Raw genomic sequence first — 26,735 nt, 5'->3', positions numbered from 1 at the left:
ATGGATCCCGTTTTGGCTGAAATCTATTCCACCGTGCTCGACGCGGCCCCCTTCGTGATCGCCGGCTATGCGCTGCTGTTCCTGGTGCTGTGCGGCTACGTCGTTTTCATCACGACGAAGCTCAAGCGCACCGAGAAGAAGCTCGCCGCGCTCGAAGAGCATGTGGACGAACTGAAATAGCGCCGTTTCACGCATACGACGCCTTTGACGAAGGCCGCCTTTCGCCGGGCGGCCTTCGTCGTTTCGTGATAACCGGACGAAAACTCGCCGTGCGCGGCGGCGGGGGTTGCGGCCTGATAGTAGAATACTGAGCGTTATTCGTTCGAATCATCGTTCGCGCCGCTCGTCGTACGCCGCGAAGGTCCCGCACGGGGCCGTGCGGCCGCCGCTTTCCGGGCCGCATCGTGCGAAGGCGCGCCGACAGACAGGAGTTTGTGCATGAAGGCCTTGATTCCCGCCGCGGGCATGGGCACCCGTTTCCTTCCGGCCACGAAGGCCCAGCCGAAAGAGATGCTGCTGGTCGTCGACCGTCCCGCCATCCAGTACGTGGTGGAAGAGGGCCTGGCGTCGGGCGCCGACGAGGTGGTCATCATCAACAGCCGCGACAAGAAGTCGATCGAGAAGCACTTCACGCCCGACCCCGAGCTCGAGGCCACGCTGCGCGCCAAGGGCAAAGACGCCTTCGCCGACGCCGTGAAGCACGCGGGCGAGCTCAACGTGTCCTACGTCTATCAGGACGAGCCGCTGGGCCTGGGCCATGCGATCCACTGCGCGGCCGATGCCTGCGAAGGCGAGCCGTTCTTCGTGCTGCTGGGCGATGTCCTGGTGCCCGATAACGCCATCTGCCCCAAGATGCTCGAGATCTCCAAGGCCCACGGCGGCGCCTCTGTGATCGCCGTGCTGCCCGTGCCCGACGAGCAGGTGAGCCGCTTCGGCATCATCGCCGGCTCCGAGGTGGAAGAAGGCGTGTGGAAGGTCGACGGCCTGGTCGAAAAGCCCAAGCTCGAAGATGCTCCGTCCAATCTGTCCGTGTTCGGCCGCTACCTGCTGAGCCCCCGCGTCATGGAGCTTCTGGCCGACGTGCAGCCTGGCGTGGGCGGCGAAATCCAGCTCACCGACGCGCTCGATGCGGTGCTGCGCGAGGAAGAGATGTACGCGCTCGTCATTTCCGAGGAAGACGGCTTCGACACGGGCACCGTGGAAAGCTGGCTGGCCGCTAATAACGCGCTCTATGCGCGCAAGCAGGCCGCCCAGGCGTAAGAAGAAGTTCGCAGAGCGCATCCGGCAAAGACGGAAGAAGGGAAGAACGTGGCTTTCAATGCATTTTCGGGAGCGGCAGGACAGGATTTCTCCGACCTGCTGAGAAGCACGCCGCAGCAGGCGCGTCCGCGAGGCGTCGCGGCGGCCGCAGCGGCCGGCTTTTCCGCCGAAGAGCTCGAGAACGTGACAGGGCCCGAGCGCCGCTGGTCTTGGGTCGAAATAGACCTGTCTGCGATCAGGCATAACGTGCAGATCGCCAAGCGCCGCCTTTCTCCGGGATGCCGCCTGATGGCCGTGGTCAAGGCCAACGCCTACGGCCACGGCGCGGTGCAGGTGGCGCGCACGGCCCTTTCCGCCGGCGCCGTCCAGCTTGCGGTGGCCACGGTGAACGAGGGCATCCAGCTGCGCCGCGCGGGCATCGACGCGCCGATCCTGGTGCTCTCCGAGCCGCCCGCCTCGTCGATCCCGCTGCTTTTGCATCACGACCTCATGCCGTCGGTCTATACCACCGAGTTCGCGATCGCCTACGGCGAGCTGGCCGACCGCGCCGGCGTGCGCGCCCCGTATCATTTGGCGGTGAACACGGGCATGAACCGCATCGGCGTGCGCTTCGACGAGGTGCTCGAATTCATTCACAGCATCTCGTTCCACCGCGCTCTCGAGCAGGTGGGCACGTTCACCCATTTCGCCACGGCCGACTGCGCCGAAACGCTCGATTTCAACATGCAGCTGCGCCGCTTCAAGGAAACGGTGGCCGCCATGCGCTCCGCGGGCATCGATCCCGGCCTGGTGCATTGCGCCAATTCGGCCGCCATTCTGCGCTATCCCGAAACCCATATGGACATGGCGCGTCTGGGCATTTCCATGTACGGCTTCCATCCGTGTCCCGAAACGCGCGGTTATTTCGACCTGCGCCCCGCCATGAGCGTGCACGCGCGCATCACAGCGGTCAACACGCCGCCCATGAGCGAAGGCGTGAGCTACGGCATGAACTATCGCAGCACGGGCAGCGTGAAGATCTGCGCCATTCCCGTGGGCTACGCCGACGGCTATCCGCGCGCGCTTTCCAGCCGCACGTCGGTGATCTATGCGGGCCATCTGTGCCGCCAGGTGGGCAACATCTGCATGGACCAGTGCATGTTCGAAGTCGACTTGCGCAGCCACGGCACGCACCGCAGGCTCGACCCGCACGTGGGCGACGAAGTGCTGCTGGTGGGCTCGCAGAACGGCGCCGCCGTGTCGATCGAAGACCTGTGCGACGTGGTGGGAACCATTCCCCACGAGCTGTGCTGCGCTTTGTCCCTGCGAATGCCGAAGGTGTATCTGCGATGAGCGTGATCAACGAACATTTCGCCACGATCGTCCCGCACGAGGGCGAATCGGCCGAGCTGCTGCTGGCAGATATTGCCGAACAGGCGGCGGCGTGCCGCAAGTGCGAGCTGTGCGAGGGCCGCATCAACGTGGTGCCCGGCTTCGGCAATCCCGAGGCGCGCGTCATGCTGATCGGCGAAGCTCCCGGCAAAAACGAAGACAAGCAGGGCCTTCCGTTCGTGGGGGCCGCTGGCAAATACCTCACCGAGCTTCTGGGCTACGCGGGCCTGACGCGCGAGGACGTGTTCATCGCGAACGTGCTCAAGTGCCGCCCGCCTTCGAACCGCAACCCGCGCCCCGACGAAATAGAGCTGTGCACGCCGTTTCTGCGCGACCAGGTGCGCGCTATCGGGCCCGAGTACCTGGTCACCATGGGAAACTTCGCCACGAAGTTCATCCTGAAAACCGAGTGCGGCATCACCGGCCTGCACGGAAAGCCCGTCATGGCGGGCCGTTTCACCGTGTATCCGGTGTTTCACCCGGCGGCCGCGATCTATGACCGCAGCAAGCGCGACGCGCTCCAGGCCGATTTCGAGGCGTTGGGCGAGCGTCTGAAGACTCCGCGTTCCAATGCGCGATAATCGCAGTTCAAGCATGTAATTCGACGCACGATTCGCTTTGGCGGGCCGTGCGTTTTTCGTCGTGAAAACAAATTAGGCAATAAAATAATTTGATAATCAAATTAAAACGGGTATACTTTCGCCTCGCTGTCCTTGCGAGAAAGGAACCCGTTATGAAAATCGCCCTCGTCACCGACTCGACGTGCGACTGGCCCTTCGCCGACTACGCCGAGCGCGACGTATCCATGGTCCCGCTGAGCATCGGCTTCGGCGAAAAATCGCTGCTCGACCAGATCGAATTGTCGTCCGACGGCTTCTGCGACCTGCTCGAAAGCGCGACGACCGACCTGCCCACCACCTCCCAGCCTTCGCCCGGCGCGTTTTCCGCTCTGTTCGACGAGCTGGCCGAGCGCGGCTACGACGCGGCGCTGTGCATGCATATCGGCTCGAAGCTTTCGGGCACGGTGCAGTCGGCCTCGATCGCGGCCGCCCAGGCTTCGATCGACGTGCGCGTGATCGACACGCAGCTGGCGGCTTCGGCGCTGGGCCTCGCGGTCGACCAGGCATGCCGCCTGCGCGATGCCGGCGTCGACGATATCGACGAGCTGGAGCGCCGCGTTTCGCAAGCGTGCGCGAACACCAAGATCTTGCTGATCCCCGAAACGCTGGACTCGCTCGTGCGCGGCGGAAGGCTTCCGAAGGAAACGGCCGACAAGATGGGCATGCTCAATGTGCGCGCCCTGTTGACGATCGACGAAACCGGAAGCGTGGTATTCTTCGACAAGGCCCGAGGCGCGAAGGGCGCCGTCGCGCGCTGCATCGAAGTGCTCGAAGAAACCGCGGCCCAGCACGGCCCGCTCGACGTGCGCTACACCCATGTGCGCAACGCCGCTGCGGCCGAGAAGCTGGCGGCCGCCATCGAGGCGTCGAACGCCGAGGTCGCAAGCGTGCACGCCGATATCTGCGGCGCCACGATCGCGACCCATCTGGGCCTGGGGGCATGGGGCGTCGCCATGGCGCCGCGTGCAGTATAGGCATCGAAAGGGGGATTTCTATGACGGAGGCAGCGCAGCGTCGCCGCCATGTGAACGATCTGTTGGTGGAGACGTTCAACAGCATTTTGCGCGTCGAGGAAAACGTCGTGCGCAACCGTCTGACCGAGGGGCTCACCATTTCCGAAGTGCATACGATCCATGCGATCGGCCTTCACGGGTCAAGTCCGATGAACGTCATCGCGGCGCGGCTCGATGTGACGCTTGCCACGTGCACTACCGCGGTGGGAAAGCTCGTGGCCAAAGGCTTCGCCGAGCGCTCGCGCAGCGACGCGGACCGACGCCAGGTGCTCGTGTCGTTGACCAAAGAGGGAAGGCAGGCCTACCGCGTGCACGAACTCTTCCATAAAGAAATGGTCGATGCGGCGTTCGCCGATCTGACCGAAGAGGAAGAGGCCGTGCTCGTCAGGGCACTGACCAAGGTCAAGGACTTTTTCGAGGAGCCTGGCGAGTAACGATGAATCGATGCGGGGTTCGCCCCGCATCTTTTCGGCATAAAAAAGCTAAGACTGTCAAACAATCAGAAAGGCGTATTAAAAATGGAGACCATCGAAATCGTGAAATCCGTCCTGCAGGACAACCTGGACATCGACCCCGCCGATGTGAGCGCCGATTCTACCTTCGAGACCCTCGGCGTGGATTCGCTCGACATGGTCGAGCTGGTGTGCGACCTGGAGGACCGCTGCGACATCGAGTTCGGCGAGCCCGACGGCCTGACCACGGTGGGCAGCCTGGTCGACTACATCGAGTCGCTGCGTTAGGAACGCGCATGGAAACGCGTGTGACCGAGCTATTCGGGATCGAACATCCGGTGATCCAGGGCGGCATGGCGTGGGTGGCCGACGGCACGCTCGCGGGCGCGGTGTCGGCCGCGGGCGGCCTGGGCATCGTGGCATGCGGCGCGGCGCCGCTTTCCTGGATCGAGGATCAGATTCTGATCGCCCGCTCTCTGGCGCCGGGCGCGCCTGTGGGCGCCAACGTCATGATGATGAACCCCGACGTCGAACGCGTCGCCGACCTTCTGGCGCGCCTGCGCGTCGACGCGATCACGACGGGCGCGGGAAGCCCGTCGCGGTTCATCGAGCGCTGGAAAGAGGCGGGCGCGAAGGTGGTGCCGGTGGTGGCGCAAACGGCCCAGGCGGCCCGCATGGAGCGCCTGGGCGCCGATGCGGTGGTGGCCGAAGGCTGCGAGGCCGGCGGCCATATCGGCGAGACCGCCACGATGGCGCTCGTGCCGCAGATCCGCGACGCGGTGGGCATCCCGGTGATCGCGGCGGGCGGCATCGCCGACGCCCGCACGGCTGCGGCCGCACGCGTTCTGGGCGCCGAAGGCGTCCAGGCGGGCACGAGGTTTCTCACGGTGGAGGAATGCCGCGTGTCCGAAACCTATAAGGAAAAGGTGCTGCGCGCCAAAGATTCCGACACCATCGTGACCGGGCGCGTGACGGGACACCCCGTGCGCGGTCTGAAAAACCCCTGGTCGCGTTCGATGAAGACGCTCGAGCGCACCGTGGACGATATCGCGGCGCTCGAGGGAATGTATGCAGGGTCGCTGCGCCGCGCCGTCGAAGGCGACGCCGAGGGCGGCTCGTTCATGGCAGGTCAGGCGGCAGGCATGGTGAAGACGCGCGGCAGCGCGGCTGATGCGGTGCGTGAGCTTTCCGCAGGCTTCGCGGCAGGCGATGCGAGCGCGCGTGCGGCTGCGGCGCTGATCGGCGATTCGTGCGAAGGAGACGAGGCTCGTGGGTAAACTCGCCATCCTGTGCAGCGGCCAGGGTTCTCAGAAACCCGGCATGGGCGCGGCGTTTTCGGGCCGTCCCGAATTCGACGAGGTGTTCGAGGCGGCTTCTGATATGTGCGGGTTCGACGTGCGTGCGGCCTGCTCCGACGAAGCGGCCTTGGCCGATGCGCTGAAGGTGCAGCCGGCCTTGTGCGCCGCCTCGATCGCGGCCGCCCGCGCGCTCGAGCTCGAAGGCGCATCGGCCCATGCCGTGGCGGGCTTTTCGCTCGGTCAGGTGGCCGCGCTCAACGTGGCGGGCATGCTGACGCTCGAAGACACGTTCGCCCTGTGTTCGGTCCGTGCGCACGCCATGGCCGAAGCCGCCGCTGCCGCCCCGGGCGCCATGTGCGCGCTCATGGGGGCGAGCGACGAATCGGTCGCCGCACTGATCGCGGACGTCGCACAGGGCGCGGTGCTCGTGGCCGCCAACTACAACGCTCCCGGCCAGATCGTGGTCTCGGGCGAGCGCGATGCGGTCGTCCGTGCGGCCGAGGCGTGGCACGGACCCGGCCGCCGGGCGAGCATGCTTGCCGTGGCAGGCGCTTTCCACAGCCCGCTCATGCAGGATGCCGCCGACGAGCTGGAGACATTCTTGCAGGGCGTGCGCTTCGCCGAGCCGCCCATCCCGCTGATCTGCAACGTAGACGCGCGCCCGCTTCGCGCCGCCGACGCGGCCGAGCACATGGTGCGTCAGGTCACGTCGCCCGTGCTGTTCGACCGCAGCGTCGCATGCCTGCAGGCTTCGGGCGTGGACGCCTACGCCGAATGCGGCAGCGGCGCGGTGCTGCGCGGCCTGGTGCGCAGGACGCATAAAGAGGCGGCCCGCTACGGGGTCGAATCGATGGAAGACGCCCGCGCGCTCGCATCGCAGCGCGCTGCGGCCTGTCAGTGAAAGGAATTCCGATGGCACAGACGCAAACCGTCCGCCGTCATGCCGTGGTGACGGGCGCCTCGCGCGGCATCGGCGCCGCCGTGGCGCGCAGCCTCGCGGCGGCCGGCATGGATGTGGCCGTGAACTACGCGAGCCCTTCCAGCGAACAGGCCGCCGAAGACCTGGCGCGCGAGCTGGAGCGCGCATACGGCGTGCAGGCGTATGCCGCCCGCGCCGACGTTTCGTCGTCCGAGCAGGCCGAGGCCTTGATCGCGGAGGCGGCCGAGCGCTTCGGCGGCGTGGACGTGCTGGTGAACAACGCGGGTATCACCAAAGACGGCCTGATGATGCGTATGAAAGAAGACGATTTCGACCGCGTGCTGGCCGTGAATCTCAAAGGCACGTACAACTGCTGCCGCGCGGCGGTGGGGCGCATGGCGAAGGCCCGCTTCGGCCGCATCGTCAACATGAGCAGCATCGTGGGCGTGCGTGGCAACGCGGGTCAGGCGAATTACGCCGCGTCGAAGGCGGGCATCATCGGTCTGACCCGTTCGCTGGCCATGGAGGTGGCCTCGCGCAATGTCACGGTGAACGCCGTGGCTCCCGGACTCGTGGAAACCGACATGACCGGCGCCATGAGCGATCGCGCGAAGGATGCGGCGCTCGAGCGCGTGGCGTCCAAGCGCATGGGAAGGCCCGAGGAAGTGGCCGCCGTGGCGGCGTTTCTCGCGAGCGAGCAGGCAAGTTACGTGACCGGCCAGGTCATCGGCGTGGATGGAGGAATGTCGCTATGACGGATACTCGAAAGCCCGACGGCACGCATCGCGTGGCCATCACCGGCACGGGCGCGCTTTCGCCCGCGGGCGTGGGCGTGGACGCTCTGATGGACGCGGTGAACGAGGGCCGCAGCTGCATCGCGCCGATCGCACGCTTCGGCACCGAGGGCTATCCCGCCACGCTGGCGGCCGAAATTCCCTCGTTCGACCCGGTTGCGTGCGGCCTGTCGAAAAAAGAGGCGCGCCGCTTCGCCCCGTTCGTCCAGTACGCCATCGTGGCCGCCGACGAGGCCATGGCCGAAAGCGGCCTGTCGATGGAGGACGAAGACCCGACGCGCGTGGCCTGCGTGTGGGGCAGCGGCATCGGCGGCCTGCTCGAGTTCGAATCGGCTTGCGCCGCTTTGCACGAGCGCGGCCCCAAGAAAGTCAGCCCTCTGTTCATTCCCACGATGATAGAGAACATGGCGGCCGGCAACCTGTCGATTCGCTATGGTATGAAGGGCGATTGCCTGAGCATCGTCACCGCATGCGCTACCGGCGCCCATTGCGTGGGCGAGGCTTATCGCCTGATCCGTCACGGCTACGCCGACGCGGCGTTGGCGGGCGGCAGCGAAGAGTCCATTTCGCCGGTATGCCTGGCGGGCTTCGGCAATCTGGGCGCGCTGTGCACCTCCGACGACCCGGCCGCGTCGGCCATGCCGTTCGATGCGAACCGCAGCGGTTTCGTGCCGGGCGAAGGCGCGGGCGCGCTCGTGCTGGAATCGTTCGAGCACGCCCTTGCGCGCGGCGCGCATATCATCGCCGAGGTGGCGGGCTTCGGCTCGACGGGCGACGCCTACCACATGACCGCGCCCGACCCGAGCGGCGAAGGGGCCGTGCGCGCGATGCGCGCGGCGCTCGCCGAAGGCGGCTTCGAGCCGTCCGACGTGGGGCATCTCAACGCCCACGGCACGTCCACGAAGGCCAACGACGCCATGGAGGCCGCGGCGCTCGCGGCGCTGGTCGGCGCCGACGCGCAGACGCCCGTGACTTCGGTGAAGGGAACGGTCGGCCACATGATGGGCGCGGCGGGCGCCATCGAGGCGATCGTGTGCGCCCTGTCGGCGGCGAACGGCACGGTGCCGCCCACCGCGGGTACGCGCGAGGTCGATCCCGCCTGCCCGGTGAACGTGGTGACGGGTTCGCTTCTGCGCACGGGGCCGCAGGCCGTGGCGCTCAGCAATTCGCTCGGCTTCGGCGGACACAACGCTTCGCTCGCCATCGCGCCGTTCGAAGGCTAGCCTGCATATTCCGCCGCCGCCCGGTGCGCGGCGGCGGGCGCGGGCCGCGAGCGTCCGACAGACGGCGTTTCCCTTGCGGCGTCTGCCGGACGCTCGCGTTCGCTTTCCCCCGATATCGCCGCGCGCGCCCGCGCGGCCGGGGCGCATTGCCGCCGAGGTTCGGCCCGCGCGCCCCGATAGCATCCTCGACCAAGGAAGAAGGTCTTTCATGGAACTGACGTATCCCGCCGGCCGCGATGCGGTGCTGGCCATCCTGCCTCATCGCGACCCCTTCGTCTGGGTGAGCCGCATCCTGTCGTGCGAGCCGGGCGTCCGTATCGAGGCCGAATTCGACGTCGATCCCGACCTGCCGCTGTTCGCGGGTCATTTCCCCGAGCATCCGGTGCTGCCGGGCGTCATCGTGATGGAGGCGCTTGCCCAGGCGGCTTCGTGCTGCGTGCTGCTGGCGGGCGACGACTGCGGCAAGGTGGGCTTTCTGACGGGCATCGATAAGGCGAAGTTCCGCTGCCAGGTGCGCCCGGGCGACACGCTGCGCCTGGAGGCGCGCATCGTGAAGTCGTCGTCGCGCATGTGCGTCGCCGAGGTGGAGGCGCTCGTCGACGGCCGGCTTGCCGCGTCGGCCGTCCAGAAATACGTCTTGGCCTAAGGAGTTTCGATGCGTCGGAAAAAGCCCGATTACATAGTGATGCCGGACGCCCGGGCCGCAGCGGGCGAGAGTCTGTTCGACCTGGCGCGCAAGGGGTTCTCGTGCGCGCTGGTGGTCGACGGCCGCCATGCCTTCGACGAAGTGCCCGCGGCGGTCAGGTCGGTGGGCCTGCGCACGGCGGTCGCTTACACGCAGGACATGGCCGCAAGCCCGCGCCTGTCGCTTGCCGAGCAGTGCGTGAGCATCGGCGAGCGGGCCGACGGCGGTTCGTTCGACGACGCCTACCTGGTGCTCGCCGCCGCCCAGTCGGCCGGCGCCGATCTTGTGCTGCTGGTGGATTCGCCGCTCGCCGCCGACGTCGATTTCGTGGGCATGGCGCGCGGCGAAGGCCTCGGCGTGTACGCGGTGGATGCCGACCGCGTGGTGGCGGGCGCGTTCGGCGGCATGACGCCCGCCTGGCGCTCGTGCGCGTGCGCCACCGGCCTGGTGCGCCCGGTCGACGAGCGGTCGTGGCGCCGCTGCCCGTCGTGCGGCGGCATCTTCGCCGCGCATGCGGTGTTCGCGGCGCAGGAAACGTGCCCGCGCTGCGGCCGCCATTTCCGCATGACCTCGCGCCAGCGCTTCGACCTGCTGTTCGACGCGGGAACGGTCGAGCCGATCGACGACATCGACGAAGGCGGCGACCCGCTGGCGTTTCCGGGCTATGCCGAAAAGCTCGCCTCCACGCGCCTGAAAACGCGCCTGTCCGAGGCGGTGTCGTGCGCGCGCGGCCGCATCGCCGGCATGCCCGCCGTGGCCTGCGTGATGGATTCGGCGTTTTTCATGGGCTCGATGGGCCGCGTGGTGGGCGAGCGCATCGCCCGCGCGGCCGACCGCGCCACCGACGAAGGCCTGCCGCTCGTGATCTTCTGCGCATCGGGCGGCGCGCGCATGCAGGAGGGCCTGGTGTCGCTCATGCAGATGGCGAAGGTGTCCTGCGCGATCCGCCGTCACGCCGATGCGGGACTGGCGTACCTGTCGGCGATCACCGACCCCACCACGGGCGGCGTGACCGCGTCGTTCGCCATGCAGGGCGACGTGGTGTTCGCCGAGCCGGGGGCGCTCGTGGGCTTCGCCGGCCGCCGTGTGATCCAAGACACCACGGGCGAAACGCTGCCCGACGAGTTCCAAACGGCCGAATTCGCCCTGGAGCACGGGCTGATCGACGCCGTAGTGGACCGCGCCTCGCTGCGCTGCACCGTGGCCGCGCTGTTGGCGCTGCTGGGCTCGGGCGCGAAAGGCGCGCCGTGCGCCGTGGCGGGCCCCGACGCGCTGGCCCGCGCGCTGCAGGATGCGCCTTCGGCCCACGAGCTGCGCGTCATGGAAGAGCGCGGCACGTCCGCGGTCCCTTCGGCGCAGGCGTGGGATGCGGCCCGCGCCTCGTTGCGCGCCCATCGCATCCTGGCGCCTGCTTCGCGCACGGCATCGCATGTCCGCGCCGCGTCGGACGCCTCCGCGAACTCGGCGTGGCGCAGCGTCCAGGCCGCGCGCGACACGCATCGCCCCACGGCGCTGCACTACCTGTCGTTCATGGTGGACGGATTCGTCGAACTGCACGGCGACCGTGCGTTTTCCGACGACGCGGCGGTGGTGACGGGCCTGGGATGGGTGTCGGGCCGCCCCGCCGTGATCATCGCGCAGGAAAAGGGCGCCACGCTCGACGAGCGCGTCCGCCGCAATTTCGGGTGCCCGCAGCCCGAGGGCTATCGCAAGAGCATGCGGGCCTTGCGCCTCGCGCAGCGCTTCGGCCTGCCCGCGGTGTGCCTGGTGGACACGCAGGGCGCGTTTTGCGGCAAAGAGGCCGAAGAGCGAGGCCAGGGCAACGCGATCGCCGAGAACCTGGCGTATCTGGCAGGTGTGCCCGTGCCCGTGGTGACGGTCATCGTGGGCGAGGGCGGCTCGGGCGGCGCGCTCGCGCTCGCGCTTTCTGACGCGGTGGCCATGCAGGAGCATGCGGTGTATTCGGTGCTGTCTCCCGAAGGTTTCGCGTCGATCCTGTGGAAAGACCGCTCGCGCGCGCCCGAGGCCGCGGCGGCCATGCGTATGAACGCCTACGAGATCTTCGAGATGGGCATCGTGGACACGGTGCTCGAGGAAGGCGAGGGCACGGCGAGCGAGAACCCGGTGCTCGCGGCCGACGCGGTGCGCCGCTATGTGGAACGCAAGCTCGACGAGCTGTGCGCCCTCGACCCCGCCGAGCTGGTGGCCCGCAGGCAGGCGCGCTTTGCCGGCTTCTAAGGGCCGCGTCGCGCCCGGCGGTTTTGCGCATATTGCGGCGGCGACGCGCATATCGCCCTATAATACGCAGGCCGAGCCGCAGGGTTCGGCCTGCGTAATCGATGAAACGACGCGCCGCGCGAGCGTGCGCGCGAGGGGAGCGATAGATGGCTGACAGCAACGCGACGCCGACGGAATCGGGCGGCCGTTACGATTTCGATCCCAAGGAATATCTGCAGCAGGGCGCCTGGCGCGACGTGCGTCTGGGCCTGCATCGCACTGAGGAGCTTCTGGAGCGCCTCGGCCGCCCGCAGGATTCGCTGAAGATCGTGCATGTGGCGGGAACGAATGGCAAGGGATCGACCTGCGCGTTCATCGCGTCCATCCTGCAGGAGGCGGGCTATAAGACGGGTCTGTTCACCTCGCCTTACATCCTGCGCTTCAACGAGCGCATCCAGATCGACCGCCGCGACATCTCTGACGAAGATCTGTTGGAAGTGGCGGCAGACGTGCGCGAGCAGGCGCTGGCCATGGACGAACAGCCCACCGCGTTCGAGCTGATCACGGCGGCGGCCCTGCTGCATTTCGCGCAGCAGGAATGCGACGCCGTGGTGCTCGAGGTGGGCCTGGGCGGCAGGCTCGATTCCACGAACGTGGTCACGCCCGAGGTCTGCGCCATCGCGCCTATCTCGCTCGACCATACCCATGTGCTGGGCGACACGGTGGAAAAGATCGCGTACGAGAAGGCGGGCATCATCAAGCCGGGCGTCCCGGTGGTGTCGAACCGCCAGCCCGCCGACGCGCGCCGCGTGATCGAGCAGGCCGCCGCCGCTGCGGGCGCGCCGCTGACCTATCCCGATTTCTCGGCGCTCGAATCGCACGTCGAAGGCTTGCACCAGGTGGTTTCCTACGGAGACACCCGCAACGTGGCGCTGCGCATGGCGGGCGTCTATCAGCCCGACAACGCCGCGGTGGCGGTGGAGGTGGCGAAGGCGTTGCGCACGCGCGGGTTCGCCATTTCCGACGACGCCATCGCGCGCGGCCTGGCCGCGGCGCACTGGCAGGGCCGCTTCGAGGTGGTCGACGACCGTCCGACCACGATCGTCGACGGCGGCCATAACGAGCAGGGCGCGGCCGCGCTGGCCTCGTCGCTGCGTGCGTATTTCCCCGAAGGCGGCGTGGTGTTCGCCATGAGCGTGCTGCGCGACAAGAACTACCGCGCCATGATCGAAGACGTGCTGCCGCTCGCGCGCGCCTTCTATTGCTTCGAGCCGCCCGACAACGAACGCGCCCTGGCGGCCGACGATCTGGTCGATGCCATTCGCGCCGCAGCCGCCGAGCGCGCGAACGATTTCTCCGCCTGCGTGGCGGCTCCGCAGGCCGTGGCCTGCTCCACGCCGCGCGAGGCGGTGCTCGCCGCCCGCGCCGCAGCGGGCGAAGACGGCGTGGCCTGCTGCTTCGGCTCGCTGTATTCCATCCAGGAAATCATGGCGGCGATCGAGGAGGACAAACGAGCCGCCTCCGCCGAGTAACGGCCGCGCAGGCTCTATGCAACGAAAAAGGCCGCTCGCGCACATGCGAGCGGCCTTCGTGCATACGGTGCAGGTTTTCGGGTTAGGCGCGGCCTTCCAAAACGGCGGCCACCTTTTCGGCATCGAGCTCGCCGATCGGGGTGACGGGCTCGGGCGCGCAGGAGAAATCGCCCAGCAGCTTCTCGTAGTGCGCCACGTCGCGCCACTGGCCCAGCTTGAAGCCCACGTTGTCCATGACGCCCACCAGGCGGAAGCCCATGGCCAGGTGCAGCTTGTCGCTTTTCTCGTTGGGCTCGGTCACCTTGCCGTGGGCGCTGCGCACGCCCTGCATTTCCAGCAGCTTGAGCAGGCGGTCGTACAGCGCGCGACCCAGGCCGCGGCCGCGGCAGGTGTTGGAGAGATACACCGAAAGCTCGACGGCCCAGGCATAGGCTTCGCGCGTGAACAGGCGGCTTGCGTAGGCGTAGCCCACGGGCACGCCGTCTTCCTCGCACACGATGTAGGGATACAGGCAGACGCGCTCTTCGATGCGCTTGCGGAATTCCTCGACGTCGGGACAGGTGCACTCGAACGTGATCGACGTGTCCACGTACGGCGCATAGATCGCCTGCAAAGCCTCGGCGTCGTCGGTGGTGGCAAGACGATACGTGTACACGGGTTCGTTCATAGTGCTCCTTTCGAAAGCCTCTGCCTGCGCGCGATTGGGAAAACACGAAACACGCCTCGATGTTCGAGGCGGCCGGTCGGTTGGGCGTGCAGGTGGAAATACAGTTGAAGTGCTTGATGGTGCAGCGCATTTTACACCCAAAACCCGCACGGCGGCGTGGGGAAATGTCTTTTTCGAACGAAGCGCTGCCATGTTTACGCGCGCCTGGGCCGACGTCAGATCGGGCGGGCTTCAGGCGCGTCCGCGCCGCTTCGTTCCGAGGAAGGCGGAAAGCGTGCGCCGCAGGTCGGGCTCGACGGTGAACACAAAGGCGTGCTCCTTGCGTGTTTTTCGCAAAAACCCCAGTTCGGAAAGGCCGAGCAGGTCGCCGCGCGCAGTGGCGTAAGCGATGTTGTTCATGGCGCGATGCGTTTCTATTTTGAAGACGGCCTCGGGGTTGTCGAGCGCTTGCTGCAGCACCATGCGTTGCCGGTGATTGATGTCGAAGACGCCTTGCAGGTCGTGCGAAAGACGCGTATCGCGCCGGACGACGCGATCGAATTCGGCCTCCATCTCATGAATCTTGATAACGGCGAGCTTCGTATACACGTCGACATACGTAGTGAAGTCGACTTCGCCGTCGACCAGGGTTTCGGAATCCTTCGGCTCGGCCGATACGAGCGGCGGCCGATAGAGTCCTCCCATCCAGTCGCGCTGGGCTTTCATGACGGGCACGTGCGTCAGCACGGGAAGGTCTGCCTTCAAATAGAGTAGCTTCATCGCGATCGCCGCCGCCGCTCCGTTCCATGCGGGAAGCGGGAGATGGCTCATGAAGATGTGCCTGATGCCTTGCGCGAGCAGCAACGGATGCTCTTCGCGGTCGATCCGCCTGCCTTCGATGATGTTCGCGACGATTTCAAGCGATTCTTCGCTGCCTCGTTTCGCTTTCTGCCAGACGAAGGGGGTTTCGGGAATCGATGCGGTGGTCTGCGTGCCCATGTTCCATGACAGCTGCTCGTAGAGTTCGGACAGCAGTTCGGGCGTGCAATGCTCGTGCGCTTTCTCGGGAAGGCTTCGTTGGATGCGCCGCACGTTGGCGAGCAGCTGTTCTTCGGGGCTTTCGGGCTCGCGTTCTTCCAGGATCAGCTCGCGTGCGCGCTCGTGTCCGATAGACATGCCGTCGCCCCGAATCGATTCGATGGCGTCGTCGATGCTGCTTTCGAGCAGGAAATACGTTGCGTTTTTCGACGACATGGCAAGGTCGAGCACCGATCCCGTCTTGCACGAGCGGTCTATTTCGGCGAGGTTTTCTGCAATCGATTTCGTGGGAACGTACCATCCCTTCTTTCCCCGTCCGTCGGTCACGGGAATGGTGACGGCCATGGTTTTTCGAAGCGTGGAAAGCAGGGTCCAAGCTTGCGATTCGGTCACCCCGTCGGGCAGGGGAAGCGTTCGGAATTCCGAATACAGCAGGGGCCGTTGGCCTGCGATGCGCCGTATTTCCGAAAACGATTCGTCGGCGAGAATGGCGACGAATCGGGCGAAAAGGTCGTCCGACATGCCTTCCATCGGGTCCTCCTGTCCCGTCGAGCGAACTATCGAAAAACGATAGTTCGCTCAAATTTGCTCCCATACGAAGAAGAAAAAGCGCCTTGTAGCGATATTCGTCTATTCTACCTGGTATTTCTCTGAATCGCTCCAAGTGTAATCTTCGAATGCCAACTATCGATTAATGCGATATTGACAGTTTTCGCGAAACGCTTCGACAATGGTGCCGTCGGCGCGTTTCGCCGACGCTCATGAAGGAGGGTAGTCACTATGGAGAATACGCAGGGATTGAGCCGCAGGGGATTTTTCGGCGCGGGCGCGGGCGGTTACGCCGCCGCCATCGAGGCGGCCGAAAACGGCGCGAGCGTCGTGGTGCTCGAAAAGGCCGAAAAGATCGGCGGCGATTCTGCGCTGTGCGATGGCATCCTGGGCGGATGGGGCACGCGCCTTCAGAAGGATGCGGGCATCGAGCTTACGGCCGACGAAGTGTTCGAGTGGTTCACGGCGAATCCCGAATGGTACGGCGCGTTCGATATGGATGTCGCCCGCCTGAATGCCGACAAGTGCGGCGAGACGATCGACTGGCTCCAGGATATCGGCGTCGAATTCGAGCCTGAGGTGGGTCCTCGTTTCGGCTACACGGAGCTTCCCGCCATTCATCAGGTTATCGGCAAGGGCGCGGCCATGATGGACGTGCTCGCCAAGACCGCCGAGGCGGCCGGCGTGACCACGTATACCGGAGCTCCCGCGATCGGCCTCGAGGCCGACGAGACGGGCCGCATCATCGGCGTGCGCGCCGAAAAGGGCGGCGACGCCTTCAACGTGAAGGCGAAAAAAGGCGTCGTCATTGCTTCGGGCGGCTTCGCAGGCAGCAGCGAAGTGCTGACCGCGTTCAATTCCGAAAGCGCGGGGCTGATGGCTCGATCCGATCCCAACATGACGGGCGACGGCCTGTTGATGGCCATGGAGCATGGCGCCCATATCTGCAAGGCCGACCGTCTTCCGCTGGTCAGCTCGCTTGCGGGCTTGGAAACGAAATCCCCGGTCAATCTGAACTACGCGTTCCGTCTGCATGAGATTTGGCTCGACGCCGACGGCAAGCGCTTCTTCGACGAATCCACTCCGTTCGAAAGCCCGCTCGGCCATAACGCCATTTTGCGCAAGCAGAACGCGCAGGGCGGCGCTCAGCCGGTGGCGTTCGTAGGAACGACTCCCGAGCTTTCGGCCCTTTCCGAGAAGATGCCCATACAGTGGCCGACGGCGAACACCGTCGAGGAGGCGGCGGAGCTTGCCGGCCTCGATCCCGTCGCGGTGAAGGCGACCGTCGACGCGTATAACGCCGCATGCGCTGCGGGCCGCGATGACGAGTGCGGCCGCCCGGCCGAATTCCTCGTGCCTCTCGAGGCGCCGTTCTACGTGGCTCCGATCACGTCTATGACCACGTTGAGCTTGGGCGGTTTGAAGATCGACGTCGATGCGCGCGTCCAGCGTATGAAGAGTCCTGCCGATAAGGGCGCGGTGCACCAGCCGATCGCCGGTCTTTATGCGGCGGGCGAAACCTGCGAATGGAACTGCGCGGCGGGCTGGACGGTTCTCACCGCCATGACCACGGGCCGCATCGCGGGCCGCAACGCGGCATCCGAGCAGGCGAGCGAATAAAGCTTTTCGCCGCGCGGCACGATGTGCGCGGCGGAGCGCGTCTTGGGATTTCGGTTTTACAGGGCGCGCTGAACGCAGCATGCGGGCCCGGCACGATGCGGCCTGATAGTGCGGAACGAAAAAAAACAGCCGACGGCCCCTCCCGTCGGCTGTTTTCGTATTCGAAAATGAAAAAGCCCTTGTCAGGGCATGAAGAAGCCTCGCCCCCGGCCTAAGGATGAACCCACCTAGACAAGGTGGGTGCTCGCAACGCGTTGCAAAGCTTTCGTGTCAACGGACGCGAATCCCTGTATTCACGCGCAATCTAGAGCTCCCTAAAGTAATGCATCGGTCCATCGCAAAATGACGGCTTCGGAAGCAAGGCTTGATTGGAGTATATACGACGCGCCCGCGAAAGATACCCCTTGACATGAAAAGCCGATTGCGAGTTTTCGGCCGCCGTTCGCGTCCGCCCGCTGCGCCGCCCGCCCGCGTCTTTCCCCGAACGAAGCGTCGTTATGCGAAGGGGGTCGGTCGAAGAAGCCGCGCCGCCTGCGCTCTTTCGCGCACGAATCGCTGCCTGCGTTTCGTGACGGCGAAGTGTTCTTGCGCCGTTCGCGGCACGGTGCCGGGAAGCCGCCGCCCGCCCGTGCCGCCCGCCGCTTTTCCGCCTGTATACAAAGCGGTGTCATTCCCGGGCGCGTTTCGGCCCTGCGCTACAATGTGCCGTGCAAAGCCGCGTATCGGGGAAGGGGATGCTCATGGCACGTGCGAAGAGCTTCGTGCAGATCGTTCGCGACGGCTTGGAAGACACCACGTCGGCCGCTCGCCTGCGCGAAATCACGAGAGTCTTGCGGCGTACCGAGGTGTCGCGCGGCCTGACTCCCGAAAAGCTGGTCACGCTGCTCGAAGAGCTGGGGCCCACGTTCATCAAGCTGGGCCAGATTCTCTCGTCGCGCTCCGACATGCTTCCCCAGGAATACTGCAACGCACTGCAGACGCTGCGCAGCTCCACTACGCCCGAGCCTTTCGAGCACGTGGTGGAACGCCTGAAGGCGCTCTACGGCGACGACTGCATGAGCGTGTTCTCCGATTTCGACGAAGAGCCGCTCGGCTCGGCCTCGATCGCTCAGGTATACAAGGCTCATCTGGCCGAAGACGGCACGGCGGTGGCGGTCAAGGTCAGGCGCGACCACGTTAAAGAAGACATGCAGCGCGATATCCAGCTCATGCGCCGCGCCGCCGACCTGCTCAACCTGACCGGCTCCACGGTGCTCGCCGGCGTCGATATCGTCACCGTGATCGACGAATTCGACCGCACGGTGCGCGAGGAAATCGACTTCACGGTGGAACGCGACAACCTGCTGCGTTTCGCCCGCGGCGTGCGCGGCGAAAAGGGAGTGTCGTCGCCTGCGGTCTATCCCGGCTATTCCGACGAAACGGTGCTCGTCATGGAGTTCGTCGAGGGCATCTCGCTCGAGCGCGTGGACGAGCTGAAAGAGGCCGGCTACAATCTGCGCGACATCGGCGACCGTCTGGCCAATTCCTATATGCATCAGATGGTCGACACCGGGTTCTTCCATGCCGACCCCCATGCCGCCAACGTGATCGTGCGTCCGGCGCTTACCGAGGAAGAGCGCGCCGATGGCAAGAAAGACCGCGGCGAAGTGGTGTGGATCGATTGCGGCATGATGGGCGAGCTATCCCCGCACGAGCGCGGCCTGTTCTTCGACATGATGAAGGCCATGGTGTTCAAGGACGGTCATGCCCTGACCGACTTGTTCATCGAATGGGGCAGGGTGAGCGACGCCCCCGGCAAGAAGCTCGATTACGGCAGACTTTTGCAGGAGCTCACCACGCTGGTGAACCGCTACGCCGCCGAAGACGCCTATTCCATGGATATCGCGGCCCTGCTCAACGACATCATGTCGATTCTGGACACCGCCAATGTGATCATGCCGCGCAGCTTCGTCATGCTGGTGCGCGGCCTGGCGTCGCTGCAGGGAACGCTTCTGTCGCTCACGCCCGAAATCAGCATCCTCAAGGTGGTCGAAACCTATATCAAGCAGCGCGGAACGAAGCGCTTCGACCCCGTCAAGGAGGTGGAGACGCGCACCATGGCGGCGGTGGCCGCGGCCGACAAGGCGGTCGAGATTCCGGGTCGCATTGTCAACGTGCTCGATATGGCCGAGAAGGGGCGCCTCAAGCTGGGGTTCGATCTGGCCGAGGCCAACCAGCCCATGGAAAAGCTCGGGCATATCGTGGACCGGCTCAGCCTTGCGATCATCACGGCGGGCCTGTTCATCGGCTCGTCCATGATCTATTCCACGGACATGCAGCCGCAGCTGTTCGGCGTGCCGATCGTAGGGTTTTTGGGATACTTCGGCGCGGCGGTGCTCAGCCTGTACATCATCCACAAGATCAGGAAGGGCTGTTAGCGGCCCGATCCGCGTTCGGGCGCGCTTCTCGCAATCGAACAGGTGTTCTTATATAATAGAGAAAAAAAGAGAAGCGGCGTCGTGCAGGCGCCGCTTCTCAGGCTTGCAACGCAGGAAGAGAACGCAACGTATGGACACCCTTTTCACCGAAATGGAGAATGCGGCGAAGCTCGCCGCCGCGCCGCTCGCCGTGCGCATGCGCCCACGCACGCTCGACGAGCTTGCCGGACAGCAGCACGCGGTGGGCCCCGGCAGCTGGCTGTTCGCAGCGATTAAGTCGGACGCCTTGTCGTCGGCCATTCTGTTCGGCCCTGCGGGCACGGGCAAGACGAGCATCGCGCACATCGTGGCCGAAAGCACGCGCGCGGCCTTCGTGGAGGTGTCGGCCATCGGCGGCACCGTGTCCGACCTGCGCCGCGAAATAGCGGCTGCCGAAAAGCGCCTGATGGTCAACGGCATGCGCACGATCTTGTTCGTCGACGAAATCCATCGCTTCAACCGCAGCCAGCAAGACGCGCTGCTCCATGCCGTGGAAGACCGCACGGTCATCCTGATCGGCGCTACCACCGAAAACCCCTATTTCGAAGTGAACTCCGCGCTCATCTCGCGCTCACGCGTGATCGAGCTGCGCTCGCTTTCCGACGCCGATATCGCACGCATCGTTCAGCGCGCGCTGGCCGACGAACGCGGCCTGAAAGGCGAGTTCTCGCTCGATCCCGACGCGCTCGATTCGATCGTGAACCTCGCGGGCGGCGATGCGCGCAACGCGCTTACCACGCTGGAGTTGTCGGCGGGCTTGGCGCGCGAACAGGCGTCGGGGCAGGGCGGGCAGGCGCAGCCGCCGTTTCCGATCACGGCCGACATGGTGTCGCTGGCAACGCCGCACCGCTCGCTGCCTTACGACAAGAATAAAGACATGCACTACGACGTGATCAGCGCGTTCATCAAATCCATGCGCGGCAGCGATCCCGATGCGGCGCTGTATTGGCTCGCGCGCATGATCGAAGGCGGCGAAGACCCGAAGTTCATCGCGCGGCGCATCTTCATCCTGGCAAGCGAAGACATCGGCAACGCCGATCCCCAGGCGCTGCTGATCGCCGAGGCGGCGTTTCGCGCGGTGGAGGTGATCGGCCTGCCCGAATGCCGCATCAATCTGGCGCAGGCGGTCACCTACATGGCGCTCGCGCCGAAAAGCAACGCGGCCGAGGCCGGCATCGACGCCGCTTTGGCGGAGGTGCGCCGCGGCCCGCGCCGCGACGTTCCCAGCTATCTGCGCGACAGGCACCGTCCCGGCTCCGAAGAGTACGGGCAGTACCGCTATCCGCACGATTATCCCGGCCACTGGGTGGACCAGCGCTATCTGCCCGAAGGCCTGGAGCGGGGCTGCTTCTATCATCCCAGCGAAAACGGTTGGGAACACTATCGTGTAGAAGCGGTCCGCCGCGATCGGGCCCGTCGCGATCAGTGATACACTTCAGGTTCGGAAAGCCCCGATATTTCAAGGGAGATGGATTATGGATACGTCAATCATTTCCGAGGTCGTGCTTCCGCTCGTGTTCGTCGGCGTGGGAGCTGCTCTGATCTGGTTTCTGGTAGAGGCCGTCAAGTTCTTGCGCCGCACCCGCACCACGGTGGAAACCATGGAGGCGCAGATCACCCCGATCCTCAAAGACGTGCAGGAAATCACCCAGAGCGTCAAGCCCGCCGCCGATAAGGTCGATCCGCTGGTCGAGCGCGTTTCTCTGGCCGTGGATGCCGCCAATCTCGAAATCATGCGTCTTGACGGCATTCTTGAAAACGTCGATAAGATCGCCGAAACCACGGCAAGCGCCGCCAGCGCGGTGGACACCGTGGCCAACACGCCGCTGAAGCTGGTCGAAACCGCCACCGAGAAGCTGCGTGATGCCTTCTCCGCCCGCAAGGCCTCCGAAGAATCCGCATCGCTTGCGGCTTCCGCCGAAGCCTCCAAGGCGTCGTCTATTTCCGCCGGCGCTCAGCAGGCCGCGGCCCCTGCCGCAGAGCCCGCCGCTCCCGCGGCCAAGCATGCGGCTCCTGAAGCTCCTGAGGCCCCTGCCGCCAAGCATGCCGCTCCCGCCGCCCCCGCGGCGCAGGACAATTCCGGCGAAAGCTATTTCACGTACGCTTCCAAGGAGGATTAATCCCTTGCAGGAGAATCGCGATTCCCAAGCGAACAACGCAGGCGCGCACCGTACCGACGATGCGCGCCGTCATTTTTACCAGGTGTGGATGATCGTCGGCGCCGCCGTGGTGCTCTATATCCTGGGTTTCGTGCTCGATGTGCTTGCCATGCCCGTGGCCATTCTGGCGTGGACGATGGTGATCGTTTTGTGCCTGCGCGGCCCGGTGGGCAAGCTCGAGGCCTTCGGCGTCCCTCGTGTCGTCGGAACGGCGATATCGTATGCGGGAACGGCCGTGGTTGCCGGCATCCTTCTGGGCGTCATGTTCTCGCCCGCATCGGGTATCGCCGAGCAGTTCTCGGACATGCTGGCCGGTCTTCCCGGCTATGTGCAGGGCGTGATCGACTGGGCGAACCGCCTGTATGAGCAGTATGCCGCCGTCCTGCAAAACGAATCGGTGCGCGACTGGCTCAATTCGGCCGCCGAGGCGCTCACGTCGTGGGCGTCGGCTACGGCGCGTCTTTCGGCTGACGGCGTGCTCGGCTTCGGAACGAGCGTGGTCAATTCGGCCATGGTGATCGGCTTCGCGCTGGTCGTCGCCTTCTGGATTCTCATGGAGCTCCCCGCGCTCGGCCGCGAGGCAAAGCGCTTCGTGCCCGAGCATCGCGCCCAAGAGGCCGAGATGCTGCACCTCACGTTCACGCGCGTGATGGGCGGCTATATCAAGGCCACGCTCATCCAATGCTTCCTGATCGGCTTGGTGTGCGGCGCGGGCTTCTGGGTCATCGGCATTCCTAACGCCGCGGCGCTCGGCCTGATCACGGGCGTCATGAACATCATTCCCGTGGTGGGCCCGTGGATCGGCGGCGCGGCCGCTGCGGTGGTCGGCCTGTTCGTGAGCCCCTGGGCGGCGGTGCTGGCGCTCGTGCTCACCATTTTCGTGCAACAGTTCGTCTACACCTTCATCTCGCCCAAGATCATGTCCGATTCGGTGGACGTGCACCCGGCGCTCGTCATCGTGGCCCTGTTCGTGGGCAGCGCGGTGGGCGGCGCCATGGCGGGCCTGATCGGCAGCGTGGTGGGCATGCTGCTTTCCATCCCGTTCGCGGCCATCGCCAAATCGGTGTTCGTGTTCTATTACGAGAAACGCACGGGCCGTCAGGTGATCGCCGAAGACGGCGTGTTCTTCAAGGGGACGCCCACGCGCCTGGCTTCCGACGAAAGCCTGCCCGACGCCGTGGCAGACGCCGTGGCGCCCCCGCGCCCCAAGACGGCCTCGCCGTTCGCGCCTTCGTCGATTCTCGCGCGCCTGCGCGGCGAAAAGGCCGCCGCGCCGCACGATTCCTCCAACGACGACGCGAAGCGCTAGGGTTGCGCGTCGTCCGCCCTGCGGCGCCCTCGGCCGTCGCGTCTCTGCGGCATTCGGGGTTTCCGCGTGCGTTGCGACTTGCCGCTCGGCCTTCGCCGCCCGCGCCGTTTCTGCACGATTGCGCATGCGTGCCCGGGATGCGCTCCCGCTTGTCCGTCCGCCGCGAGTCGCGTTTCGCGCGTGCGCGCCGGGCGTCTTCGCGCGTTGCGCCGGGTCCTTTCGCGCTCGGTTTCGCGGCCGAGTCGCGCATTATTTCCGATTAATCCGTAAATTGAGGGGAATGCAGGCCGCTGCGGTTCGCGCGCGGCCTGCATTTTGGCTATTATTTCGCTGTTCGAGAAAAGCGGCGCATCGGCGCCGATACATGAAAACGAGAGTGAGACCCGCTAGATGAAGTACATGACCACTGCGGAAATCCGCGAGAAGTATCTTCAGTTCTTCGAGGAGAAGGGCTGCAAGCGCATGCCGTCTTCGTCGCTGATTCCCGACGACCCGAGCCTTCTGCTCACCAGCGCCGGCATGGTGCAGTTCAAGCCCTACTTCCTGCATGTCAAGGAATTCGATCCGGCCTACATCGGCTCGACCACTGTGCAGAAGTGCGTGCGCACCAACGACATCGACATCATCGGCACTACCGGCCGCCATCTGAGCTTCTTCGAAATGCTGGGCAACTTCAGCTTCGGCAAGTACTTCAAGGACGAGATGTGCGCATGGGCCTACGAGTTCGCCACCGAGGTGCTGGAGCTTCCCAAGGAAAAGCTCTACTTCACCGTGTTCGAAGACGATGACGAGACCATCGAGATCTGGAAGAACCTCGGCGTTTCCGAGGACCATATTTCCCGTCTGGGCGAGGACGACAACTTCTGGCGCGCCGGCCCCACCGGTCCGTGCGGCCCCTGCTCTGAGATCTACTTCGACCAGGGCGCCGATTTCGGCTGCGGCAGCCCCGACTGCGCCCCCGGCTGCGATTGCGACCGCTTCCTCGAGTTCTGGAACTGCGTCTTCACGCAGTACGACGGCCAGGAAGACGGCACCCTCGCCCCGCTTCCCACCAAAAACATCGATACCGGCATGGGCCTCGAGCGCATGGCCGCCATCATGCAGGGCGTCCAGTCCAACTATGAAACCGACGTCATACGCGACCTCATCGGCGTGGGCGAGCGTCTGAGCGGCAAGGAATACAAGGCCGACGCCGTCAGCGACCTGTCCCTGCGCATCGTGGCCGACCACAGCCGCAGCGTCACCTTCATGATCGCCGACGGCATCCTGCCCTCCAACGAGGGCCGCGGCTACGTGCTGCGCCGCCTGCTGCGCCGCGCCGTCATGCACGGCCACAAGCTCGGCATCGAAGGCGCCTTCCTGAGCAACTACGTCGATGCGATCGTGCGCCTCATGGGCCACGTCTATCCCGAAATCGTGGATAACCGCGAGCTCGTCGAGCGCGTCATCCTGTCCGAGGAAGAGCGCTTCGGCGTCACCCTGCGCCAGGGCCAGGCGTATCTGGCCGACGCGCTGGAGAAGCTCGAAGGCACGGTGCTCGACGGCGCCACCGCCTTCACGCTGCACGACACCTACGGCTTCCCGGTGGAAATCACTGAGGAAATCTGCGCCGACGCGGGCATCACGGTGGACAAAGAGGGCTTCGAGAAGTGCATGGACGAGCAGCGCGAGCGCGCCCGCGCCGCCACCAAAGACGACGCCGAGGCCGCTTGGAGCACCTATGGCGGCATCCATGACGACCTGCTCAAAGAGCTGGGCGCCACCGGCTTCGTGGGCTACGACCGCCTGACCGCCACCGCCGAGGTGAAGGCCATCGTCAAAGACGGCGTGCGCGTCGATGCGCTCGAGCAGGGCGAAGAGGGCGAAGTCATCCTGAGCCTTACCCCGTTCTACGCCGAAATGGGCGGCGAAGTGGGCGATACCGGCACGATCGAGGCCGAGGGCGTCAAGCTCGACGTGGTCGACACCAAGGCTCCCGCGAAGGGCCTGGTCTGCCATGCGGTCAAGGTGGCCGAAGGCGCCGTGCATGCGGGCGATACCGTGCGCGCCGTGGTCGACGAGCTGCGCCGCAAGCGCATCACCCGCAACCACACCTGCACCCATCTTCTGCATGCCTCCCTGCGCAAGGTGCTCGGCGAGCACGTCAAGCAGGCCGGCAGCTACGTCGGTCCCGACCGCCTGCGTTTCGACTTCACGCACTTCGAGGGCATGACCGACGAGCAAATCGCCGAGGTGGAGCGCGTGGCCAACGAGGTCATCATGAGCGCCGTTCCCATGGCGATCTACGAAACCTCGCTCGACGCCGCCCGCGAATCCGGCGTCACGGCCCTGTTCGGCGAGAAGTACGGCGATACCGTGCGCGTCGTCGAGGCCGGCGAGTTCTCCCGCGAGCTGTGCGGCGGCTGCCATGTGGCCAACACCGCCGAAATCGGCTTCGTGAAGATCGTCTCCGAGTCCAGCGTCGGCGCCAACCTGCGCCGTATCGAGGCCGTCACGAGCTTCGACGCGCTGGAACATATGAATAAGATCGAGCACGAGCTCAAAGAGGCCGCGGCCGAGCTCAAGGTTCCGATGTTCGACGTGTCCGAGCGCACGGCGGCCAACATCCGCACCATCAAGGAGCAGGAGGCCGAGCAGAAGCGCGCCAAAAAGGTTGCTGCTGAAGGCAACGTGGCCGAGCATATCAAGGCCATGGTCAACGTGGGATACCCGCTGGTCATCGCCCGCATCGACGGCCTTGACTCCGGCGCTTTGCGCAACGCGTGGGACATCTTGCGCTCCCGCATGCCCGAGCCCGGCGCCTGCGTGATCGGCACCGTCAACGACGACAAGCCCGTCATCATGGCGGCAGGCACCGACGAAGCGGTGGCCGCAGGCTTCAACGCCGGCGCCCTGATTAAGTCGATCGCCGGCAACATCAAGGGCGGCGGCGGCGGAAAGCCCACCATGGCCCAGGCCGGCGGCAAGGACGCATCCGGTATGGATGCGGCCCTCGATGCCGCTCGCAAGGAGCTCGGCGCGTAAAGCGGGTACCGAGCACCGTTTGCCCGGACCGCTTTCGCTTTCGATCGAATCATGACGTGTCCGATGGGCCTGCGTTTGCGCGCGGGCCCATCTTCGTGAAACGGAGGAATCCATGAGAACGCTGGCGCTCGATATCGGCGAGGTGCGCATCGGCCTTGCCGTCAGCGACGCGCAGGGCAGGGTGGCCACGCCTTTGAAGGTGCTGCCCGCCAAAGACGTGCTCGCCGACGGGGCGGAGTTCCGCCGCATCGTCGAAGACTGGGAAATCGAATGCCTGGTCTGCGGTCTTCCGTTCACCCTTGCGGGGGAGGAGGGCCCGCAGGCCGCATCCATCAAGGAGAAGGCCGGGCGCATCGCCAAGGCGCGATCGCTGCCGCTGCACTTCGCCGACGAGCGCATGAGCTCGCGCGAAGCCAAACGCATTTTGCGTGAAGAGGGTTTGGACGAACGAGCCATGCGGGGTAAAGTGGACATGATTGCTGCGAGCTTGTTCTTGCAGTCATGGCTCGACGCCCGCAACGGCCGCGAGTCTTGAGCCGGCGCAGGCCCC

The 26,735-nt window shown here is 65.5% G+C and carries 23 protein-coding genes; 21 read left to right on the top strand and 2 right to left on the bottom strand.

Translation table 11 applies throughout. The features are described 5' to 3' along the window. From DMP07_RS03530 to DMP07_RS03465, 14 genes are all read left to right on the top strand, one after another. Complete coding sequence (locus tag DMP07_RS03530; RefSeq protein WP_123197767.1) at positions 1–180, top strand: hypothetical protein; 180 nt, start codon at positions 1–3, stop codon at positions 178–180. 258 nt (positions 181–438) lie between these two features. Then, positions 439–1,260 (top strand): UTP--glucose-1-phosphate uridylyltransferase, encoded by an 822-nt coding sequence (locus DMP07_RS03525; protein ID WP_123197766.1) that lies wholly within the window; start codon positions 439–441, stop codon positions 1,258–1,260. Between the two features lie 48 nt (positions 1,261–1,308). Next, entirely contained in the window at positions 1,309–2,592 is a 1,284-nt protein-coding gene (gene alr, locus DMP07_RS03520) for an alanine racemase (protein WP_123197765.1), read from the top strand. Further along, positions 2,589–3,212 carry a uracil-DNA glycosylase gene (locus DMP07_RS03515; protein WP_123197764.1) on the top strand — a complete coding sequence of 208 codons (624 nt, stop codon included), beginning with the start codon at positions 2,589–2,591 and terminating at the stop codon, positions 3,210–3,212. Before alr ends, DMP07_RS03515 begins: the two co-directional genes overlap by 4 nt. Before the next feature lie 152 nt (positions 3,213–3,364). Next, positions 3,365–4,225, top strand: a complete 861-nt coding sequence (locus DMP07_RS03510) for a DegV family protein (RefSeq protein ID WP_123197763.1) — start codon at positions 3,365–3,367, stop codon at positions 4,223–4,225. Positions 4,226–4,245: 20 nt separating this feature from the next. Further along, entirely contained in the window at positions 4,246–4,698 is a 453-nt protein-coding gene (locus DMP07_RS03505) for a MarR family winged helix-turn-helix transcriptional regulator (RefSeq protein WP_123197762.1), read from the top strand. 84 nt (positions 4,699–4,782) lie between these two features. Then, positions 4,783–5,004 carry an acyl carrier protein gene (locus tag DMP07_RS03500; protein WP_123197761.1) on the top strand — a complete coding sequence of 74 codons (222 nt, stop codon included), beginning with the start codon at positions 4,783–4,785 and terminating at the stop codon, positions 5,002–5,004. A gap of 8 nt (positions 5,005–5,012) precedes the next feature. Then, entirely contained in the window at positions 5,013–5,993 is a 981-nt protein-coding gene (locus DMP07_RS03495; protein ID WP_123197760.1) for a nitronate monooxygenase, read from the top strand. Then, positions 5,986–6,915, top strand: coding sequence for an ACP S-malonyltransferase (locus DMP07_RS03490; protein ID WP_123197759.1), 930 nt, complete (start codon positions 5,986–5,988; stop codon positions 6,913–6,915). Before DMP07_RS03495 ends, DMP07_RS03490 begins: the two co-directional genes overlap by 8 nt. 11 nt (positions 6,916–6,926) lie before the next feature. Then, positions 6,927–7,688, top strand: a complete 762-nt coding sequence (gene fabG / locus DMP07_RS03485; RefSeq protein WP_123197758.1) for a 3-oxoacyl-[acyl-carrier-protein] reductase — start codon at positions 6,927–6,929, stop codon at positions 7,686–7,688. Then, the gene (fabF, locus tag DMP07_RS03480; protein ID WP_123197757.1) at positions 7,685–8,950 is read left to right on the top strand and encodes a beta-ketoacyl-ACP synthase II; all 1,266 of its coding nucleotides are present in this window, start codon (positions 7,685–7,687) and stop codon (positions 8,948–8,950) included. Before fabG ends, fabF begins: the two co-directional genes overlap by 4 nt. A 208-nt stretch (positions 8,951–9,158) precedes the next feature. Continuing rightward, positions 9,159–9,596 (top strand): 3-hydroxyacyl-ACP dehydratase FabZ, encoded by a 438-nt coding sequence (gene fabZ, locus DMP07_RS03475; RefSeq protein ID WP_123197756.1) that lies wholly within the window; start codon positions 9,159–9,161, stop codon positions 9,594–9,596. 9 nt (positions 9,597–9,605) lie between these two features. Then, positions 9,606–11,873: an acetyl-CoA carboxylase, carboxyltransferase subunit beta gene (gene accD, locus DMP07_RS03470; RefSeq protein WP_123197755.1), complete on the top strand. Its 2,268-nt coding sequence runs from the start codon at positions 9,606–9,608 to the stop codon at positions 11,871–11,873. Positions 11,874–12,019: 146 nt separating this feature from the next. Continuing rightward, positions 12,020–13,384 carry a bifunctional folylpolyglutamate synthase/dihydrofolate synthase gene (locus DMP07_RS03465; protein ID WP_123197754.1) on the top strand — a complete coding sequence of 455 codons (1,365 nt, stop codon included), beginning with the start codon at positions 12,020–12,022 and terminating at the stop codon, positions 13,382–13,384. Between the two features lie 82 nt (positions 13,385–13,466). Here the strand turns inward: DMP07_RS03465 and DMP07_RS03460 are convergent, their stop codons facing one another. Together DMP07_RS03460 and DMP07_RS03455 are read right to left on the bottom strand one after the other, a co-directional pair. Continuing rightward, a complete protein-coding gene (locus tag DMP07_RS03460; protein WP_123197753.1) occupies positions 13,467–14,051 on the bottom strand; it encodes a GNAT family N-acetyltransferase in 585 nt (194 codons plus the stop codon). A gap of 231 nt (positions 14,052–14,282) precedes the next feature. Further along, positions 14,283–15,461, bottom strand: a complete 1,179-nt coding sequence (locus tag DMP07_RS03455; protein WP_211324498.1) for a hypothetical protein — start codon at positions 15,459–15,461, stop codon at positions 14,283–14,285. 387 nt (positions 15,462–15,848) lie between these two features. Between DMP07_RS03455 and DMP07_RS03450 the strand changes: the two genes are divergently transcribed. The 7 genes from DMP07_RS03450 to ruvX all read left to right on the top strand — a co-directional run bounded on the left by DMP07_RS03450 (position 15,849) and on the right by ruvX (position 26,720). Further along, entirely contained in the window at positions 15,849–17,237 is a 1,389-nt protein-coding gene (locus DMP07_RS03450) for an FAD-dependent oxidoreductase (RefSeq protein ID WP_123197751.1), read from the top strand. A 740-nt stretch (positions 17,238–17,977) separates the two neighbouring features. Then, positions 17,978–19,654, top strand: a complete 1,677-nt coding sequence (locus DMP07_RS03445; RefSeq protein WP_123197750.1) for an ABC1 kinase family protein — start codon at positions 17,978–17,980, stop codon at positions 19,652–19,654. Between the two features lie 130 nt (positions 19,655–19,784). After that, positions 19,785–21,122: a replication-associated recombination protein A gene (locus tag DMP07_RS03440; RefSeq protein ID WP_123197749.1), complete on the top strand. Its 1,338-nt coding sequence runs from the start codon at positions 19,785–19,787 to the stop codon at positions 21,120–21,122. 46 nt (positions 21,123–21,168) lie between these two features. Continuing rightward, on the top strand, positions 21,169–21,813 hold the full coding sequence (locus tag DMP07_RS03435) for a DUF948 domain-containing protein (RefSeq protein ID WP_211324497.1): 645 nt from the start codon (positions 21,169–21,171) through the stop codon (positions 21,811–21,813). 4 nt (positions 21,814–21,817) lie between these two features. Beyond that, the gene (locus DMP07_RS03430; protein ID WP_244594836.1) at positions 21,818–23,161 is read left to right on the top strand and encodes an AI-2E family transporter; all 1,344 of its coding nucleotides are present in this window, start codon (positions 21,818–21,820) and stop codon (positions 23,159–23,161) included. Positions 23,162–23,551: 390 nt separating this feature from the next. Next, positions 23,552–26,185 carry an alanine--tRNA ligase gene (alaS, locus tag DMP07_RS03425; protein ID WP_123197747.1) on the top strand — a complete coding sequence of 878 codons (2,634 nt, stop codon included), beginning with the start codon at positions 23,552–23,554 and terminating at the stop codon, positions 26,183–26,185. Between the two features lie 112 nt (positions 26,186–26,297). After that, positions 26,298–26,720, top strand: a complete 423-nt coding sequence (gene ruvX, locus DMP07_RS03420; protein WP_123197746.1) for a Holliday junction resolvase RuvX — start codon at positions 26,298–26,300, stop codon at positions 26,718–26,720. Positions 26,721–26,735: the final 15 nt, after the last annotated feature.

It is taken from the genome of Slackia faecicanis (assembly GCF_003725295.1).
Lineage (GTDB): Bacteria > Actinomycetota > Coriobacteriia > Coriobacteriales > Eggerthellaceae > Slackia > Slackia faecicanis.
Note: the sequence above shows the minus strand (reverse complement) of the source record. Positions and strands in the feature narration are given on the sequence as shown.

What these genes read in the sequence shown, in the direction of transcription:
- DMP07_RS03530 (WP_123197767.1), top strand. Translation starts at nt 1, where the DNA reads ATGGATCCCGTTTTGGCTGAAATCTATTCCACCGTGCTCGACGCGGCC.
- DMP07_RS03525 (WP_123197766.1), top strand. Translation starts at nt 439, where the DNA reads ATGAAGGCCTTGATTCCCGCCGCGGGCATGGGCACCCGTTTCCTTCCG.
- DMP07_RS03515 (WP_123197764.1), top strand. Translation starts at nt 2,589, where the DNA reads ATGAGCGTGATCAACGAACATTTCGCCACGATCGTCCCGCACGAGGGC.
- DMP07_RS03510 (WP_123197763.1), top strand. Translation starts at nt 3,365, where the DNA reads ATGAAAATCGCCCTCGTCACCGACTCGACGTGCGACTGGCCCTTCGCC.
- DMP07_RS03505 (WP_123197762.1), top strand. Translation starts at nt 4,246, where the DNA reads ATGACGGAGGCAGCGCAGCGTCGCCGCCATGTGAACGATCTGTTGGTG.
- DMP07_RS03500 (WP_123197761.1), top strand. Translation starts at nt 4,783, where the DNA reads ATGGAGACCATCGAAATCGTGAAATCCGTCCTGCAGGACAACCTGGAC.
- DMP07_RS03495 (WP_123197760.1), top strand. Translation starts at nt 5,013, where the DNA reads ATGGAAACGCGTGTGACCGAGCTATTCGGGATCGAACATCCGGTGATC.
- fabG (WP_123197758.1), top strand. Translation starts at nt 6,927, where the DNA reads ATGGCACAGACGCAAACCGTCCGCCGTCATGCCGTGGTGACGGGCGCC.
- fabF (WP_123197757.1), top strand. Translation starts at nt 7,685, where the DNA reads ATGACGGATACTCGAAAGCCCGACGGCACGCATCGCGTGGCCATCACC.
- fabZ (WP_123197756.1), top strand. Translation starts at nt 9,159, where the DNA reads ATGGAACTGACGTATCCCGCCGGCCGCGATGCGGTGCTGGCCATCCTG.
- accD (WP_123197755.1), top strand. Translation starts at nt 9,606, where the DNA reads ATGCGTCGGAAAAAGCCCGATTACATAGTGATGCCGGACGCCCGGGCC.
- DMP07_RS03465 (WP_123197754.1), top strand. Translation starts at nt 12,020, where the DNA reads ATGGCTGACAGCAACGCGACGCCGACGGAATCGGGCGGCCGTTACGAT.
- DMP07_RS03460 (WP_123197753.1), bottom strand. Translation starts at nt 14,051, where the DNA reads ATGAACGAACCCGTGTACACGTATCGTCTTGCCACCACCGACGACGCC.
- DMP07_RS03450 (WP_123197751.1), top strand. Translation starts at nt 15,849, where the DNA reads ATGGAGAATACGCAGGGATTGAGCCGCAGGGGATTTTTCGGCGCGGGC.
- DMP07_RS03445 (WP_123197750.1), top strand. Translation starts at nt 17,978, where the DNA reads ATGGCACGTGCGAAGAGCTTCGTGCAGATCGTTCGCGACGGCTTGGAA.
- DMP07_RS03440 (WP_123197749.1), top strand. Translation starts at nt 19,785, where the DNA reads ATGGACACCCTTTTCACCGAAATGGAGAATGCGGCGAAGCTCGCCGCC.
- DMP07_RS03435 (WP_211324497.1), top strand. Translation starts at nt 21,169, where the DNA reads ATGGATACGTCAATCATTTCCGAGGTCGTGCTTCCGCTCGTGTTCGTC.
- alaS (WP_123197747.1), top strand. Translation starts at nt 23,552, where the DNA reads ATGAAGTACATGACCACTGCGGAAATCCGCGAGAAGTATCTTCAGTTC.
- ruvX (WP_123197746.1), top strand. Translation starts at nt 26,298, where the DNA reads ATGAGAACGCTGGCGCTCGATATCGGCGAGGTGCGCATCGGCCTTGCC.